Source organism: Xanthomonas sp. 3075 (assembly GCF_014197275.1).
Taxonomy (GTDB): domain Bacteria; phylum Pseudomonadota; class Gammaproteobacteria; order Xanthomonadales; family Xanthomonadaceae; genus Xanthomonas; species Xanthomonas campestris_B.
The window spans coordinates 211,279-228,558 of record NZ_JACIFI010000005.1 but is presented as its reverse complement, the minus strand read 5'-3'; the positions used below and the strand labels follow the sequence as shown (position 1 = coordinate 228,558).

Annotated in this window: 14 protein-coding genes; 7 read left to right on the top strand and 7 right to left on the bottom strand. The window is 66.5% G+C overall.

The genetic code is table 11. The features are described 5' to 3' along the window. Nucleotides 1–43 precede the first annotated feature (43 nt). Complete coding sequence (locus GGR62_RS07035) at nucleotides 44–544, top strand: YcxB family protein (RefSeq protein WP_184407203.1); 501 nt, start codon at nucleotides 44–46, stop codon at nucleotides 542–544. Between the two features lie 21 nt (nucleotides 545–565). Here the strand turns inward: GGR62_RS07035 and ampR are convergent, their stop codons facing one another. Continuing rightward, complete coding sequence (gene ampR, locus GGR62_RS07030; protein WP_184407202.1) at nucleotides 566–1,441, bottom strand: LysR family transcriptional regulator AmpR; 876 nt, start codon at nucleotides 1,439–1,441, stop codon at nucleotides 566–568. A gap of 101 nt (nucleotides 1,442–1,542) precedes the next feature. On the opposite strand from ampR, the gene bla reads away from it, so the two are divergent. Both bla and GGR62_RS07020 read left to right on the top strand, forming a co-directional pair. Next, nucleotides 1,543–2,436, top strand: a complete 894-nt coding sequence (bla, locus tag GGR62_RS07025) for a class A beta-lactamase (RefSeq protein ID WP_184407201.1) — start codon at nucleotides 1,543–1,545, stop codon at nucleotides 2,434–2,436. Between the two features lie 227 nt (nucleotides 2,437–2,663). Then, nucleotides 2,664–3,638, top strand: a complete 975-nt coding sequence (locus GGR62_RS07020; RefSeq protein ID WP_184407226.1) for an alpha/beta hydrolase — start codon at nucleotides 2,664–2,666, stop codon at nucleotides 3,636–3,638. Between the two features lie 71 nt (nucleotides 3,639–3,709). Here GGR62_RS07020 and GGR62_RS07015 read toward each other — a convergent pair whose 3' ends face one another. The 5 genes from GGR62_RS07015 to GGR62_RS06995 form a co-directional block, all read right to left on the bottom strand. Beyond that, entirely contained in the window at nucleotides 3,710–5,860 is a 2,151-nt protein-coding gene (locus GGR62_RS07015; protein WP_184407200.1) for a phospholipase C, phosphocholine-specific, read from the bottom strand. A gap of 466 nt (nucleotides 5,861–6,326) precedes the next feature. After that, the gene (locus GGR62_RS07010) at nucleotides 6,327–8,738 is read right to left on the bottom strand and encodes a TonB-dependent receptor (RefSeq protein ID WP_184407199.1); all 2,412 of its coding nucleotides are present in this window, start codon (nucleotides 8,736–8,738) and stop codon (nucleotides 6,327–6,329) included. Between the two features lie 159 nt (nucleotides 8,739–8,897). Next, the gene (ggpS, locus tag GGR62_RS07005) at nucleotides 8,898–11,192 is read right to left on the bottom strand and encodes a glucosylglycerol-phosphate synthase (protein ID WP_184407198.1); all 2,295 of its coding nucleotides are present in this window, start codon (nucleotides 11,190–11,192) and stop codon (nucleotides 8,898–8,900) included. A 59-nt stretch (nucleotides 11,193–11,251) separates the two neighbouring features. Beyond that, nucleotides 11,252–12,493 carry an MFS transporter gene (locus GGR62_RS07000; protein WP_184407197.1) on the bottom strand — a complete coding sequence of 414 codons (1,242 nt, stop codon included), beginning with the start codon at nucleotides 12,491–12,493 and terminating at the stop codon, nucleotides 11,252–11,254. Nucleotides 12,494–12,541: 48 nt separating this feature from the next. Then, nucleotides 12,542–12,724 carry a hypothetical protein gene (locus tag GGR62_RS06995; RefSeq protein ID WP_184407196.1) on the bottom strand — a complete coding sequence of 61 codons (183 nt, stop codon included), beginning with the start codon at nucleotides 12,722–12,724 and terminating at the stop codon, nucleotides 12,542–12,544. A gap of 235 nt (nucleotides 12,725–12,959) precedes the next feature. Between GGR62_RS06995 and GGR62_RS06990 the strand changes: the two genes are divergently transcribed. Then, complete coding sequence (locus GGR62_RS06990) at nucleotides 12,960–13,250, top strand: zinc ribbon domain-containing protein (RefSeq protein WP_184407195.1); 291 nt, start codon at nucleotides 12,960–12,962, stop codon at nucleotides 13,248–13,250. Nucleotides 13,251–13,273: 23 nt separating this feature from the next. Further along, nucleotides 13,274–13,666 (top strand): hypothetical protein, encoded by a 393-nt coding sequence (locus GGR62_RS20940; RefSeq protein WP_221229078.1) that lies wholly within the window; start codon nucleotides 13,274–13,276, stop codon nucleotides 13,664–13,666. Here GGR62_RS20940 and GGR62_RS06985 read toward each other — a convergent pair. After that, complete coding sequence (locus GGR62_RS06985) at nucleotides 13,600–14,139, bottom strand: DUF3011 domain-containing protein (RefSeq protein WP_184407194.1); 540 nt, start codon at nucleotides 14,137–14,139, stop codon at nucleotides 13,600–13,602. The genes GGR62_RS20940 and GGR62_RS06985 overlap by 67 nt on opposite strands. A 156-nt stretch (nucleotides 14,140–14,295) precedes the next feature. On the opposite strand from GGR62_RS06985, the gene aspS reads away from it, so the two are divergent. Continuing rightward, nucleotides 14,296–16,047 (top strand): aspartate--tRNA ligase, encoded by a 1,752-nt coding sequence (gene aspS, locus GGR62_RS06980; protein WP_184407193.1) that lies wholly within the window; start codon nucleotides 14,296–14,298, stop codon nucleotides 16,045–16,047. 454 nt (nucleotides 16,048–16,501) lie between these two features. After that, the gene (locus GGR62_RS06975; RefSeq protein ID WP_184407192.1) at nucleotides 16,502–17,032 is read left to right on the top strand and encodes an N-acetyltransferase; all 531 of its coding nucleotides are present in this window, start codon (nucleotides 16,502–16,504) and stop codon (nucleotides 17,030–17,032) included. Nucleotides 17,033–17,280 lie beyond the last annotated feature (248 nt).

Below are 17,280 nucleotides of genomic sequence, written 5' to 3'. Positions count from 1 at the left end.
GCGTTACGATGCGCAGCTAACCAAGCACAAGGATGTCGCGAACATGATCACCGTCACCATCAGCCTGGAAGACCATCTGGCCGCGCAGCGGTTGCATGCACGGTATACGGCCAAGCTCTTGATCGTGTTCCTGGTTGTCCTGCTCCTGATCGGGGCAGGGGTGTTTCAACTGATCGGGGCCAGCGAAATCATCGGCCCGGTGCTGATCGGCGGCGGCGGCGGCGGCTTGATCGGCCTGGCGTTGTTGCACGTCTGGGGCTTGCCACGCAAGATCAAACGCCTGCACGCCCAGCAGGCCTCGCTGCGGTACACCTACACCTATGCGTGGGACGAGACCGGGCTGGAGATCACCTGGGCGGACGGGCGGCTGCGCCGGCCGTGGTCCGACTACATCCGCTACCGCGAGAACGAGCGCGTTCTGCTGCTGTATCACAACGACCGCTTGTTCGAGTTGTTCGCCCCGCACTGGTTCGCCGACAAGGCGCACTACGAGGCGTTTCGCCGCGTGGCGGTGCAGGGCATCGAGGCGTCCGCGCGCCGCTGAGCACGCAGTTGCAGAGAGCGCTCAGCCGGAGCGCTGTTGCTCTGCCAGCAGCCAGTCGCGCAGTCGCGCATCGGCGTCGCCTTCCGGGCGCGAGCGCAGCCGGGTGAGCCAATAGCGCCCGGCGTCGATCTGGATCGGGAACGGGCACACCAGGCGCCCTGCATCCAGATCCTGGCGAAACATCGGCAGCGGCAGCAACGCCACGCCGGCACCGGCCGCCGCCGCGCTGGCCAGGGTCAACGACGAATCGAACATCGCCCCGCGTGCGCTGACGTCGGCCACACCCGCGGCGCGAAACCACTGCGGCCATTCGTCCTGGCGGTACGAACGCAATAACGGCAGCTGCGCCAGATCGGCCGGGGTGCGTAAGCCGCGCGCCATGCTGGGCGCGCACACCGGCGCAAACGGCGCCTCCATCAGCGCATGCGCGATCTGGCCCTGCCAGTCGCCATCGCCGAAACGGATCGCCAGATCCAGCCCTTCGCCGGCCAGGTCGACCCGGTTGTTGTGAGTGGACAGGCGCAATTCGATCTCCGGGTGCGCGGCATGAAAGGCCGGCACTCGCGGCAGCAGCCAGCCGGTGGCGAAGGTGCCCACCACGCCCACGCTGAGCACCTCGCGATAGCGCCCATCGGCAAAGCGCTCCAGGGTGGCGGCGATGCGGTCGAAGGCCTCGCCCAGCACCGGCGCCAACGCCGCGCCCTCGTCGGTGAGCGCCACGCCGCGCGGCAGACGGTGGAACAGGCTGGTGCCCAGCTGTTGCTCCAGCGCCTTGATCTGGTGACTGAGTGCGGCCTGGCTGACGCACAACTCGCCGGCCGCGCGGGTCAGGTTCTGATGACGCGCAGCGGCCTCGAAGGCGCGCAGGGCATTGAGTGGGAGGCGAGGGCGGGGCATGCGCAGAGATTAGTTCAATTCATGCCAGGGATTGAAACATCGCAATAGTCCGGTGGCCAGCCTGCGCCGATACTGCGGGCTCTCCCGAGGAGGCATAGTCCATGTTGAACCGTCGACAATTCTTGTGCGCCACCGGCGCGAGCGTGCTGCTTGCAGCCTCCAGACCCGCATGGGCGCTTACCCCGGCGATGACGGCAGACGATGCGCTGCGGGCACGGTGGGCGGAGATCGAACGTGGCACCGGCGGCCGCCTGGGCATCGGCCTGCTCGACAGCGCCACCGGCAAGCGCATCGGTCAGCGTGAAGACGAGCGCTTTCCGATGTGCAGCACCTTCAAATTTGTATTGGCTGCTGCAGTATTACAGCGGGTGGACCAGGGCAGGCTGACGCTGGCGCAACGGGTCAAGATCCGTGCCTCGGACATGCTCGAGCATGCGCCGGTGACCGAGCGCCATGTCGGCGGTTCGCTGAGTGTCGGCGAACTGTGCCGGGCCACGATGATCTACAGCGACAATCCTGCCGCCAACCTGCTGTTTCCGCTGATCGGCGACCCGGCCGGATTGACCGCCTTCCTGCGCAGCATCGGCGATGCCCAGACCCGCAGCGACCGCTACGAGCCGGAGATGAACCGGTTTGCCGCCGGCGACCCGCGCGATACCACCACCCCTGCGGCGATGGCCGCCACGCTGCGCACGCTGCTGCTCGGCGACGCGCTGCAACCGGCCTCGCGCAAGCAGCTGACCGCCTGGATGATCGACAACCGCACCGGCGACGATTGCCTGCGTGCGGGGCTCACGCCCGACTGGACGATCGGCGACAAGACCGGCAGCAACGGCACCGATACCCGCAACGACATCGCCATCCTCTGGCCGCCGAAGGGCCGGGCGCCACTGCTGCTGACGACGTACTTGAACGGCGCCAAGGTCGACGACGCAGCACGCGATGCGGCGCTGAAGGCGGTGGCGGTCGCGGTGCGCGAGACGCTCGCGGATTGAGTGTCGCGGTGCTAGGCGCGTCTGCGGCGTAGCCATCTCCTCGCTCCGCGAGCGTGGCGGCCCAGCGTATGCCGCCGCAGGCTTGCGGCATCGCGCATTCCAGTGGAGCGCGGCAGCCGCGCTCGCATTGCAGATCACGACATCCAGGCGCATGCGCTGCCAGGCCTGCAATCGAACGCATCGCATCCACTCCTATCCCACTCTCGCCATCCACTGGATCACTCCCAATGCGTAATTCGCTTCTTTTTGCAGTAGCAGCCGCTGCACTTGTGCTCGCTCACACATCGGCGCAGGCGGAGATCTGGCAACCGGCGCCGGGCCATGTGCAGGTACCGATCTGGCCTGGCAAGGTTCCCAATGCGTTGCCGCATCCGAAGCCGGAATCGGTCGGTCCCGGCGAAGGGCGCACGTGGTGGGCCAGGGTCAACGATGTCAGCCGCCCGACGATGACGGTGTATACGCCCAAAACGCACAACACCGGTGCGGCGGTGCTGGTGTTCCCCGGCGGTGGCTATCAAGTCCTGGCCATGGATCTGGAAGGGACGGAAATCTGCGACTGGCTGACCGCGCGCGGTATTACCTGTGTGCTGTTGAAATACCGCGTCCCGAACTCGGGGCCGACCTGGATCAACGACCGCCGCTATTACCCGAAGGTGCAAACGGCCCTGCAGGACGCCCAGCGTGCACTAGGGCTGGTGCGCGCGCAGGCGGACCAGTTGGCCGTGGACCCGCACAAGATCGGTGTGCTCGGTTTTTCTGCGGGCGGACACCTGGTGGCCGCGATCAGTACGCATTTCGCGAAGCGCACGTATCCGCCGGTGGACGCGGCGGATGCGCAGAGTTGCCGCCCGGACTTCGCCATCGCCGTCTATCCTGGCCATCTGTGGGCGCACGAGGATGAAGACGGCGCCACGCGCGATCCGACCCATCTGTCGCTGCGGCCAGACATCACCGTCACTGCCAGAACGCCGCCGACCTTTTTGCTGCAGGCCGAGGACGATGCGGTGGATGGCGTCAGTCAGTCGCTGGCCTACTACGTGGCGCTCAATCAGGCCGGCGTACCGGTCGAAATGCATCTCTATGCCGAAGGTGGGCATGCGTTCGGTCTGCGCGCGGGCGCACTGCCGATCGCGCAATGGCCGCATCTGGTGGAAACCTGGTTAGGCACGATCGGCATGCTGGACGCGGCCGACGCGCGCTGAGCGCGGCCGTGCGCAAGCGTGCTGATCACGCAGTCAGACATGCGCTCCCACCGCACGCCTGGCTGCAAGGCTCAGCCGAGTGCGCCGATCGACAAAGGCATGTCTTGCTGCAGCCGCGCCGGTCCCCCCATGGCTGGATCGCTGACGCTGTCTGCACCAGTGTCGATGCGTCCGGCCAGACGCTGGGCTGCGCCGTCGTGTTGCACCCACAGGTCGTACCAGCCGCCGCTTGCACCGGCCTTCCAGCTACGTCGCTGGGTGCTGCCGGGCGTAACGGCAAGTCGTTCGTGTGGCTGCGCATTCGCATACGCCGCCGGCTGCAGCGCCACGCGCACGGCGGCATTGCCGGCGTTGCGCAGCGTTACCGCCAGCAGGGTCGGATCGTTCGGATCCTGCATGACATCGGCGGTGAGCAATGCAGCGCTCAGATCGCCGCAATAGTGGCGATGGAAGCCATTGGGGCCGATCAGCCACAGATCGTAGCGGCCATCGTAGGTGGGCCAGCTGCCTTCCAATGTGGCGCCCTTGCCGACCGTGTAGCGGCGCGGAATCGCGGTCAGGTCGTAGCGGTCGTAGACATGCAGCACGAGGGCAGCGCCGCTGTTGGACATGCGTAGCAGCACCTTGCCGGGCTCCTCCTGCCCATAGGCCAGCTGCACGGCGGGACGATAAGGCACCGCGCGTGAGCGCCGCACACCGAACGGCTGCTGCGGCGGTTGCAGCGTCGCCGGCAGCGGCGGCAAGCTGTGTTCGCGCAATGCCGCCGCGCGCGCTGCGCTGGCGCTGATATCGGGCAACGCGGCAACGAACGGGCGCGTATCCGCGTTGCGAAAATCGAACGCGCTGGTGAGGTCGCCGCAGACCGCACGCCGCCACGGCGTGATCTCCGGTGCAGGCACGCCGAAGCGACGTTCCAGCAGGCGCAGCACCGAGGTGTGGTCGTACACCTGCGAATCCACCCAGCCGCCGCGACTCCACGGCGAAATGACGTACAGCGGCACGCGCGGGCCCAGGCCGTAGGGGCGGCCGCGCAAGTCGGGCAGATCCACCTTTTGCTCGCCGGGTGCGGGGTGGCGATGGTAGTCGTCGTCGGTGGCCACGCTCGATGCCCCGGCAACGCCGCCGGCCGCACGTGGGTCCAGCGACGGTGGTGCCGGCGGCGGCACGTGATCGAAAAAGCCGTCGTTCTCGTCGAACATCAACAGCAACGCGGTGCGGCTCCAGACCTGTGGATCGGCGGTCAGCGCATCCAGCACGCGCGCGGTGTAAGCGGCGCCTTGTGCGGGACTGGACGGTTCCGGATGTTCGCTGCCGGCCGCATCGGCAATGAGGAAACTCACCGACGGCAAACGCCCGCCAAGCACGTCGTCGCGCAATTGCTCCACGCCGCGCGTACTCACCCCGCGCGCGCGCAGCGGCGCATCGTGGCCGGGGGCGCCGCTGAACGCCTGGCGAAATGGCGCAAAGCCGGCGAGCGGGTTGTCGGTGAAGTTGTCGCGCATGTCCTGATAGATCTGCCAGGACACCCCGGCGCTCTGCAACTGCTCGACATACGTGGTCCAACGATACGGCTCGGCGAAACCGCCCAATTCCGCAAAGTTGTCGTGCGAGTTGCCGATCACCGGCCCACCGGCGCGTGCCTGCGGATCGTTGCTGCCGGTCCACAGAAACACGCGATTGGAATTGGTGCCGGTCTGGATCGAGGCGTGGTATGCATCGCAGACGGTGAATGCATCGGCCAGCGCGTACTGGAACGGAATGTCCGCACGCCCGTAATAGCCGAGTGCGTGGTTGTGCTTGGCTGCGGTCCAATGCCCGAGCCGTCCATGGTCCCAGGCGTACTGGGCGTCCACCCAGCTATGCGGCGTGCCCTGCACGCGCATGAAGCCGAATTGCGCTGCCGTATCCAGTGCGAACGGGGTCAGCCACTGGCGGCCATCCTGGCTGGGTTGCAGCCACACCGTACGTGTGGGGGCACCTGGCAGCGGCGGCGCGGGAATCGGAAAGCGATCGCCGAACCCGCGCACGCCCGGCAGGCTGCCGAAGTAATGATCGAACGCGCGGTTTTCCTGCATCAGGATCACCACGTGTTGCAGATCTTCCAGCGTGCCGGTGCGACGGTCCGGTGCGATTGCTGCGGCACGCGCGATGCTCGGCAAGAGCGCCGCCGTACCAGCGCTGAGTCCGGCCTGCAACACACGGCGGCGGGGAAGATCGATCATCGTGTCACCTCTTGATTGGCTAAACCCTTCCGACTCCCTTCCCCCGCCTGCGGGGGAAGCTGCCCGAAGGGCGGATGGGGGCGCCGTGCCCTCACCCCAACCCTCTCCCGCAGGCGGGAGAGGGGGCGGATTGCTGCGGAAGGATCTCCCCGCATCCTGCGTGATTGACCGAACCTCTCCGAGTCCCTTCCCCCGCCTGCGGGGGAAGCTGCCCGAAGGGCGGATGGGGGCGCCGTGCCCTCACCCCAGCCCTCTCCCGCAGGCGGGAGAGGGGGCGGATTGCTGCGGAAGGATGTCCCCCGCATCTTGCGTGGTTGGCCGAACCTCGCCGAGTCCCTTCCCCCGCCTGCGGGGGAAGCTGCCCGAAGGGCGGATGGGGGCGCTTGTGCCCTCACCCCAATCCTCCCTCGCTCACCAGCGCAAGAAGCAACAGCGTCGGCGCATCCACGCAGCTGTCGATCTGACGTTACAGATCCAGCGTCAGCGTCAGGCCGACCGTGCGCGGTGCGGCGATGAACGCGCTGTCGCTGCCATCCACGCCTTCCAGATAACGCTTGTCGGTGAGATTGCTGACATTGAGCGCCAGTTGCATTCCCTTGAGTTGCGACGATAGCTGCGACAGTTCCAAGCCGAGGTTGGCATCGAAGGTGGTCACGCCGTCGAGCGCGGCAACGTTGGATGCATCCAGATAGCGCTTGCCCAGATAACGCCCGGACACACCGAAGCGCCATGCCTGGCCGCGCCAATCGGCCGACACCACCAGCGTGTTGCGCGGCTGGCCGATCACCTGCGCACCAGGCGTGATCTCCAGCGCGGTATCGCGCGCAGCATCGCCGCTGCCGAGATAATCGGCCTTGTTGTAGGTGTAGGCGCCGTTGAGACGCCAGCCGTTGTCCCAGCCATACCCCAGCGCTGCTTCCACGCCGCGCGCATGCACGCCGCCGAAGTTTTCATACACGCCATCGGTTTCGCCGAGATAGTCGATGCCGCTGACGAAGTTGGCCGGCACATAGACGATGCGGTTGTCGAAGCGGATGTCGTACAGCGTCACGCTGCCGGTCAACGGCCAGCGGCTGATGCGCAGGCCGAGCTCGACGTTGTCGGCGGTTTCCGGCTTGACCCGGCTCAGCGCGACCGGGTCGGTTTCGCCCAGCACGCCGGAGGGAATCGCGGCAAAGTTCTGCGAGTAACCGGCAAAGGCTTCCAGGCCCTGCACCGGGGTGGTCCAGGTCAGGCCGGCCGACAGCAGCGGGTCCGAATGCGAATCCGATTCCACATGCTGCGCATCGCCGATACGGCGGTCGCGGGTCTGGTCGACGAAGAACTGCTTGACGCCCACGCGCCAGGCGAACGCGCCATAGCGCATCACATCTTCGACGTAGTACATCTGCTCGTCGGTCTGGTATTGGTCCTTGAACTGCACCCAGTACGGCTGATGATCGAAGCTGATGTTGGTGCCGACGTTGAGCAGGCGGTGCCAGTCGCGGGTGACGCTGCGATCGTAGCGCTCCAGCCAGGCACCGGCGCGCACGGTATTGTCGATGGCGCCGAGATCGGCACGCCATTCCACATCGGCCATCGCACCGGCGCGGTGGTTGTCGTAGTGACTGTGGCGGTACGACTGCACCGGGACCGACCCTGCCGGATAGCAGGCCGGATTGGATTCGGCAGGCAATGCATCGCTGCCTGCGCAGCCGGCCAGCATGGTGGCCGCCGCGCCGCCGGGGGTGAGGTAATACAGCTTGCCCAGGTCGCTGCCGGCATACACGGTGTTGCCGCCGCGCGCTTCCGATTCCGGTGCGCCGGCACCATCGTTGGTGACGTCCACCAGGTAAGGCGGAATCCAGTCGCCACGGCCCTGCATGCGGTGCGCGTAGCCGGTGAGCGTGGTCTTGAACCCATTGCCGCCATCGAAGGCGCCACGCAGGTAGCCGAAGGTGTTCTTGCGCAGTGCGCGCGAGCCGGAGCGGTAGTTCTGATCCAGGTACGGAATGCCGGTGAGCGTGCCGGTGAGCAGGTCATGTTCGGGATCGCGCGCGAACTGCTCCGGCGTCACGCTGGTGTATTCGGATTCGTCGGCATCGTCGTAGGACGCGTAGCCGCTGAGCGTCCACTTGTCCAACACGCTGACGAACTTGCCGGCCAGGTGATCGCGGCTGGTGTGGCCGCTGCCGTCGATCCAGTCGTCGTTGCGCGCCGACGAACCGCTGACCCAGGCGCGCGTGTTGTCGCCGAGCAGGCCGGTGTCGTAGCGCGCGTAATACTTGCGCGCCTGGTTGTCGCCGATGCCGCCGATCACGCGCACACGCTGCGTTTCCAGCGGTTCGCCGGTGAGATAGTTCAAGGTGCCGCCCAGCGCTTCGTTGGAGCGCGAGGCGATGTCGGCGGTGCCCTGGCTGACTTCCACCGTTTCCAGATCGGGCATGTCGATGAAGCGGTTGGCCTTGGAGCCGCCGCCATACGCCGAGCCGCCGTTGGGCACGCCGTCGATGGTGGTGCCGATCTGCTGGGTGTCGCGATTGCTGACGAAGCCGCGCATGCTGATCTGCGTGCCCCAGTCCGAGGAACCAAACGCATCGGCTTCGGTGACCACCACGCCGGGCAGTTCGTTGAGCGCGTCGTTGACGCTGCCGAGCACGAACTGGCGGTCCAGCATTTCCTTGCTGACGGTGGTCTTGGAATACGTCATCGCCTGGCCGACCACCTGTACCTGGTCGAGCGTGGACACCTGCTCGCCGTTGCCGGCCGGTTCGGCCGCGGTCGGGCCTGGCGTTGCGCCGTCCGGGGTTTGCTGTGCGTAGGCGGGCAGGGTGAGCGGAACCAGCAGCAGCGCGAGCGTGGCCGGGTGGCGCACGCGCGAGGAGGACGTCGAATCCATTGCAATCCAACAAGCGGGGAGGGAGCTCGCAAGCCTGCCGCGTCTGCATTGCGTGATGATGACGGGGGGTGCGTCGGGTCGCAGGCGCACCGCATCTGCGCCCACATGACAACGCCCGGACGAGCCGGGCGTTGTCATGCGTTCGTACTGCCGGTCGGGTCAGGCCACCGGTTCGACGGCCGTGGTGGGCGGGTGCAGCGCCGGCCGCCCCTGCGCGCCGCGGCTGCGTGCGACCGCTTGCAGGAACTCGCGTCCCCAGCGGTCCACGTCGTAGTACTCCACGCTGTCGTACAGCTGTCGCAAGCGCCCGGCGGCCTCGTCGTCGGGCATCGACAAGGCCTGCAGCAGGCCGGCGGCAAGATCGAGCGGATCGTGCGGATTGGTCAGCACCGCGCCCTTCAATTCGGCGGCGGCGCCGGCGAATTCGCTGAGCACGAGCACGCCGCTGCCACCTTCGATGCCCTGCACCGCGACGAACTCCTTGGCGACCAGGTTCAGCCCGTCGCGCAGCGGGGTGATCCACATCACCTGCGCGGCGGCGTAATGCGCCACCACCTGCTCGAACGGCAGTGCCTGGGCGAAGAACCGCACCGGGGTCCAGTCCAGCCGCGAGAAGCGTCCGTTGATGCGACCCACTGCCTGCTCGATCTGTGTCTGCAAGGTGCGGTAGATGGTCATCTCGCGCGCGGCGGGCACGCACACCATCAGCAAGGTGACCTTGCCGAGTAGCTGCGGCTGGCGATCGAGCAGGCGCTCGAAGGCTTCCAGCTTGGCCAGCGTGCCCTTGGTGTAATCCAGTCGCTCCACCGACAGCACCAGCTTGCGCGCTCCGATCTCGCGGCGCAGTTTGAAGATGTCGTTGCGCACGTCCGGCTGGCTCAGACTGGTGCGAATGCGGCGCAGATCGGTGCCGACCGGGTGCGCACCCAGCGCCACGTCGCGGTCGGCCACGCGCAGGCAGGTGGTCATCGTATCCAGGCCCACCGCGCATCCATAGGTCAGAAAGCGCGGAGCGCAGCTTTCCTGCGCCAGTCGTTCCACCGGCATCACGCCGCGCACCACGTCGACGAAGTTCTCCACCTGGCGTGGAATATGGAAGCCGACATAGTCGCAGCACATCAGGCTGCCGATGATCTCGCGCCGCCACGGCACCACATTGAACACATCGGCCGAGGGGAAATAGGTGTGATGGAAGAAGGCGATCTTCAGGTCCGGGCGCAGCTCGCGCAGGTACGCCGGCACCATCCACAGGTTGTAATCGTGGATCCACACGGTGGCGCCGTGCGCGGCTTCGGCGGAGGTGGCTTCGGCGAATTTGCGGTTGACGGTCAAAAACACCTGCCAATCGTCTTCGCGGAAACGCGCGCGCTCCCAGAACACATGCAGCATCGGCCAGAACGCTTCCTTGGAGAAACGCTTGTAGAAGATGTCCACCTCGCTCTTGCTCAGCGGCACGCGTGCGGCCGTCAGCGTGGGATAGCGCTGCGTATCGACCTCGGTATGGGTCTGGAACGGCCCGCGCTTGGGATCGTCGATGCTCCAGGCCACCCACGAACCACGTTGGCCGCCTTCGAAGAAGCCCAATAGCGAGGGAATGATGCCGTTCGGCGAACGTGGCGCGCGGCGCACCAGCTGGCCGTCTTCGACCACTTCGTCATAGGGCAGGCGGTGATAGACCATCACCAGATCGGCGCCACCCTTGCGCGGTACCTGCATCGCCGGCACATGCGGGTCGTTGGCGGCCAACAGACCGAAATGCGCGATCGCTTCAAGGATGCCGCCGCAGCCGGGCGCGCTGGCGTGATAGGTCTCGGGCAGATGAGCGGTGGCCTGCGTCAGCGCCGGCTCCGAATCGCCGACGCAGACGCCGCGAAAACCGGCCCGGTACATCGACAGATCGTTGAGCGTGTCGCCGGCCACCAGGATGCGTTCGCGCGGCAAGTCCAGATGGCGCGCCAGGGCCGCCAGCGTGCGGCCCTTGTCGGTGTCCGGCGGCAGGATGTCCAGATAGCGATCGGCCGAATACAGCACGTCGCAGCCGAGTGCGCGTGCGCTGTCTTCGATCTGCGCGCGCAAGGGTGCCAGCGTCGCCGGATCGCAGAAATACGAGCACCGGCGTTCCTGCGGTACGTCCTGGCGCTGCAGTTGCGGAAACGCGCGCATCGCCTGCGCCACCACCTGTTCGCCCGGCCAGTGTGCATCGATCATCGATTGCAACGGCTGCAGCGGCTGCAGGGTGTGCCCATCGACCACGGTGGCGCCAACGTCGCAGACCACGTAATCGGGGCGGGGAATGGTGGGATCGGTGAGCAGGGGCATCACTGCTTCGAGGCCGCGCCCGGTGATGAAGATCAGGCGGATTTCCGGATGCTGATCGACCAGACGATAGAGCTGGTGACGCTGCTCGGCGGAGCCGGCCAGGAAGGTGCCGTCCAGGTCGGTGGCCAGGATCACGGCCGGATCCGGGCGGGGGTGAGTCGGGGATGAGGGATGCGAATGAAGTGTTTGATCAGTCAATGGGCGTCCTTTTTGGGAGGGGAGGGAGAATCGGTTTCCGGGATCAGTTCCAACGCCGATGGCGTGGTGCGCAACATCGGACGGAACGCAATCGGATGGGTGCGCAGGCGCGCAAAGCGCAGCAGCCGCGTCAGGGTGAAACCGGCCAGGCCCAGCAGCATCACCGCGAAATACACCGGCAATGCGGCCGGTCCGAATTTCTGCATCGCGCCGCCGGCCAATGCGGGGCCGAGCGCCGCGCCCACACCGTGGACCAGCAGCAGGCTGCTGCAGCCGGACAGCAGCTGTTCGCGCGGCAGGTAGTCCAGCATGTGCGCAACCGCGAACGGATACAGCGAGAACGCCAGCCCGCCGTACACGAAGAACAGCACGAACAGCAGCGTGGTCTGCGCCTGCACCATCGGCAGCGCCGCAGCGATGGCGACACTGGCCGCCAGCACGCTCACCGCCACCAGCCCGATGCGGCGGTCATGGCCGTCGCTGATGCGCCCGATCGGCCATTGCAGCACCGCGCCGCCGACGATGGCGCTCAGCATGAACATCGCCACGCCATCGGCATCCAGCCCGATGCGGTCGGCGTACACCGGCAACAGGCCCCAGAACGCACCCATCGCCAGGCCGGACAATCCCGCGCCGATGGTCGCCACCGGGGCGAGCGCGTACAGCGTTTTCAGCCGCAGGCGCGACACGTGCGGCACCTCGGGCGGGATCAGCCGTGTGGTCATCACCGGCATCACCGCCGCGCAGATCAGGATCGCGGTCAGCGTGAACATCGCCGGCGCACGCGCATCACCGGCAGTGAGCAGTACCTGGCCCAGTGCAAGCGCAGACAGATTGATCGCCATGTACACCGAGAACACCCGGCTGCGTCGGCGTGCATCCGGCTCGGCATTGAGCCAGCTCTCGATCACCGTATAGAGACCGACCAGCGCCACACCGGTGACCAGCCGCAGCAAACCCCAGGCCCAGGCGCTCAGCCAGATCGGATGCAGCAGCACCGCGATGGCGGCCAGCGCGGCATAGAACGCGAAGGCGCGGATATGGCCGATCCGGCGGATCAGCGGCGGTGCGAAGAAGGTGCCGAGAAAGAAGCCGGCGAAATAGCCGGACATGATCAGCCCCAGCGCACGCGCGTCGAAACCGGCCTGCCCGCCGCGCACGGCCAGCAGCGTGCCGAGCAGCCCGCCGCCGGTCAGCAGCAGGGCAACACCGAGCAAAAGCGCAGTCAGCCGCAACATGGAAGCGGCCTTTGTGGGGGAAAAGGCGCGTCGATCACGTGACCAAGTTTAACAGCCCGCTCGATTGGCCTCTTTCACCTCGTCGCTACGTTTGCGCAGTTGCCTGTTTTTTACTGCAGACGTGCAACGCATCGGCGCTGCGTTATGTAGCCAGTGCGTGCGATGTTTGTTTTGGCGTGTGGTCGCCGCCGCATCGGTCACGGCATGGCGCTGCGTGCCGGTGTTCTGCATGCCTGCGTAACTCCGTTGCGATGCGTGGGTGGTCGGCGCTGCCCATGACAGATGCAGCCTCCAGCGCGTGGAGGTTGCCAGAGAGCGAAGAACATCGTCGGCAGGATCCGGTGCGCGGCTTGCCAACGGTGCCGCGATGCGTCTGCGCCCACCTCGCGCAGACTGTGCGGCCCACCTCAAACCGCCCGGCACGCTCTAGAATCTGCGCCTTCGCATCGTCACCGACCAGAGTTCCATGCCCATCTACGCGTTTCAGTGCACCACCTGCGGCCACGCCTTCGACCGCCTGCAAAAGATGGCCGACCCCGATCCGCAGAACTGCCCGGCGTGCGCTGCCGCCACGATCAAGCGCCAGATCACCGCGCCGTCGTTCCGTCTGTCGGGCAGTGGCTGGTACGAGACCGACTTCAAATCGGCCGGGGAAAAGAAGAAAAACCTCACCGACAGCAGCGGCGGGGGCGATGCCAAGCCAGCGCCGGCCGCCGAGAGCAAGCCGGCCGCCAAGCCCGCCTCCGACCCTGCGTGACCGGTGCGGCACGCGCGTAACGGATGAGCTTCCGCCTGATCCTGCTGCTGGCGGCGCTCGCCGCCGCTGGGGGATGCGCGATGTCCGCGTCGCCGCACGCCGTCGCCGCCAGTCCCGCGCCTGCCGATCGCTTTCTCGCCGCACTTGCCGGGTATTGCGGTCAGGCCTTTGCCGGTCGGGTGGTTGTCGATATGTCGGCATCCGCGACGCCAGGGGCGTTGACGGGCAAGCCGCTTGACACGCGGCGCAACCCGTCTTTTGCGGCACTGAGCGGCTTTCTAGCGGCGCCGGCGGCTGGCTGGCGCACGCCGGCCGATCCAATCCAGGATCGGCCGGCAGGCGCGGCCGCTCAACGTGCCTCAAAGCGTGCGCGGCAGCCATCGTTGACCCAGATCGTCGCGCGACGCGCGTCGTAGCCCCAGTTGCGGCCCTCGGCGCAGCGCGCGTCGGACAGCTGCCGCGTCAGCACCGGCCGGCCGTAACGGCGGTCCCAGTCGCAGGTGCGCAGGCGGCGATCGTCGCTGGCGCAGGTCAGGGCGTAGTCGTCGCGCGGCTGGTCGTCGCGGCCGCCGTAGCCACGATCGCCACGGTCCCAGCCGCCGCCGCGGCCTTCGACAAAGCGCGCGCGGCAGCCATCGTCCACCCAGACCCGGCCGCGGTCGCTGCCCCAGTTGCGGCCTTCGATGCAGCGTGTGCCGGAGATGTTTTCCACCAGCACGGCGCGGCCACGGAATGGCGTATCGCATTCGCGGCGGCGGTTGTCGTTGCTGGAGCAGGTGATGCTGGGGCCGTTCCAGCCGCGGTCCTGCGCGGTGGCAGGAGCGCTGGTGAGCAGGCCGGTCAGGGAGATCAGGCCGAAGCCGGAGAGCAGCAGGGCGGTGCGCAGCATCGTGTCGTCCTTGGTGCGGAGGGATCTGGCGCCTATTCAGCCGGGCGCTGACTTAAGCGCCCATGAGTGCCTGCGCATTTGCTCCTGCCGCCCGCCGGCCCCAGAATATCCGGCTCTCCGGCGCTGTCCTGTGTCGGGTTTTCAGCGGAGCTTTCGATGCGTACCCACTTCTGCGGCCTGGTCGACGAGACCATGATCGGCCAAACCGTCACTCTCGCCGGCTGGACCGACGTGGCCCGCAACCTGGGCGGGGTGTGCTTCATCGACCTGCGCGACCACGAAGGCATCGTGCAGGTGACGGTGGAGCCCGAGAACGCCGAGGTGTTCCCGGTCGCCGCCAGCCTCGGCTACGAAGACGTGCTGCAGGTCGAAGGCGTGGTGCGTGCGCGGCATGCGGTCAACGACAAGCTGCGCACCGGCAAGGTGGAAGTGATCGCCACCCGCATCACCATCCTCAACAAGGCCGCGCCGCTGCCGTTCCATGCGCACGAAAATCCGGGCGAAGAAACCCGGCTGAAGTACCGCTATCTGGATTTGCGTCGTCCGGAAATGCAGCGCATGCAGCGCACCCGCATCAAGCTGGTACAGGCGCTGCGCCGCCATCTGGATGCGCGCGATTTCCAGGACATCGAAACCCCGATTTTGACCAAGGCCACCCCGGAAGGTGCACGTGACTTCCTGGTGCCGGCGCGCATGCATCCGGGCGAGTTCTACGCGCTGCCGCAGTCGCCGCAGCTGTTCAAGCAGATCCTGATGGTGGCCGGCTTCGACCGCTACTACCAGATCGCGCGCTGCTTCCGCGACGAGGCGCTGCGCGCCGATCGGCAGCTGGAATTCACCCAGCTCGACATGGAGTTCGCCTTCGTGCGCGAGCGCGACGTGCAGGATTTCGTCGAAAACATGATCCGCGCCATCTTCAAGGAGGTGGTGGACGTCGAGTTGGCCGCGCAGTTCCCGCGCATGACCTGGGCCGAGGCGATGCGTCGCTATGGCTCGGACAAGCCGGACCTGCGCATCGCGCTGGAATTGGTCGATGTGGCCGAGCTGGTCAAATCCAGCGAATTCCCGGTGTTTACCGCTGCCGCCAACGATGCCGACGGCCGCGTGGCCGCGCTGCGCATTCCCGGTGGCGCCGCGCTGTCGCGCAAGCAGATCGACGAGTACGCCGCGCATGCCGCCAAGTACGGCGCCAAGGGCCTGGCCTATATCAAGCTGTCGGAAACCGGCGAAGTCAGCTCGCCGATCGCCAAGTTCTTTTCCGAAGAGGCGTTTGCCGCGTTGCTCAAGCACGTGGGTGCGAGCAATGGCGACATCGTGTTCTTCGGTGCCGGCGGCTATAACACCGTGTCCGATTTCATGGGCGCGCTGCGCTTGAAGGCCGGCAAGGACTTCAAGTTGATCGCCGATGGCTGGGCGCCGCTGTGGGTCACCGACTTCCCGATGTTCGAATGGGACGACGAAGCGCAGCGTTACGTCGCCCTGCATCACCCCTTCACCGCGCCGGCGGTGGACGACATCGCCGACCTGCGCGCCAATGCCCGCACGGCGGTCTCGCGCAGCTACGACATGGTGCTCAACGGTAACGAAATCGGCGGCGGCTCGATCCGTATCCACCGCCCCGACATGCAGAGCGCGGTGTTCGAGTTGCTGGGCATCGGCGCCGAGGAAGCGCGCGCCAAGTTCGGCTTCCTGCTGGATGCGCTGAACTACGGCGCACCGCCGCACGGCGGCATCGCCTTCGGGATCGACCGTATCGCTGCGTTGATGGCCGGCACCGAATCGATCCGCGACGTGATCCCGTTCCCCAAGACCACCGGCGCGCAGGATCTGATGACCGACGCCCCGTCGCCGATTCCGGCCGAGCAGCTGGCCGAAGTGCACGTGCAGGTGCGCCCCAGGCAGGTCTGACCTGTGCTAGCAGATGGCCATGCCGTGTGCGTGGTCATCTGTACGAGGCGCCCAGCGCAGCCAGCGCTGCGCGCTTTGGTGGAACGTTAGCGCCAGGGTCAGGGGCTGCGCGCTGCGCACCGGTCACCGCCGTCCAACCGCCGCCGATCACCGACGGCAGTGCGTCCTGCAGGTCCGCCTCAAGCGCGCCTGAGCTCCGCCAGTGGATCACCATTCCTCGCAGTGTTCATCTTTCCTGCGCGGTGCCATGCGGAGCCGGTCGTGCGCGCTTGGTGAAACCCGTCAGCGCCCATGCCGAATCCTGCCGGGGAATTCACGCATCGCAGATGCTGTCCCGATTCCCGATTCCCGATTCCCGATTCCCCAATCCCCAATCCCCAATCCCCATTCCCCGCTTGCAGCAACGCGGCCGCATGCGAGAAGCTGCCACGTCTACCCGGCACGAGAGTCCCGCATGACCCGCATCCGCCGCGCCACACCGGACGATGCCGAAGCCTTGTCGCTGCTGGCCGCACAGACCTTCACCGAAACCTTCGGGCATCTGTATCCGCAAGAAGACCTGCACGGCTTTCTGGAAGAGACCTACGCAGTGGAGCGCTCCCGCATCGTGCTGGCGCACCCGGACTATGCGATCTGGTTGCTGGAGATGGACAACCTGTTGGTCGGCCACGCCGCCGCCGGGCCGTGCGGGCTGCCGCACGCAGATGTGCGTCCCGGTGATGGAGAGCTCAAGCGGCTGTATCTGTTGAAGGACTATCAGAACACCGGCTGGGGCAGCCGCCTGTTCGAAACCACACTGGAGTGGCTGGAGCGCGACGGCCCACGCACGCTATGGATCGGCGTGTGGTCGGAGAATTTCGGCGCGCAGCGCTTCTATGCCCGCTACGGCTTCGAGAAAGTTGGCGAATACGAATTCCCGGTCGGCCGCATCCTGGATCGCGAGCACATCCTGCGCCGCGTCGCAAAATCCACCAAGCACCAGTGACGCTTGCGACCATAGGAGCGACGTGTTCGCTCAGGTGTTGGTAGTTCGTGCAACTGAGGTGCGATATCGCCTCATTCGCGTTTTTTTGTGGTCCGTGACATCGAGTCGTACCACTCGATGTCACGGACATTAGTTTTTTGGACTTGCAGAGCCTCTTGCCAGGAAACTTGATTCCTGGAAAAAAAACTGCCCTTGCCGCATGAAGGCGCAAGGGCAGTTTGAATGGCTAGACCCAGAGACAAAAGTCT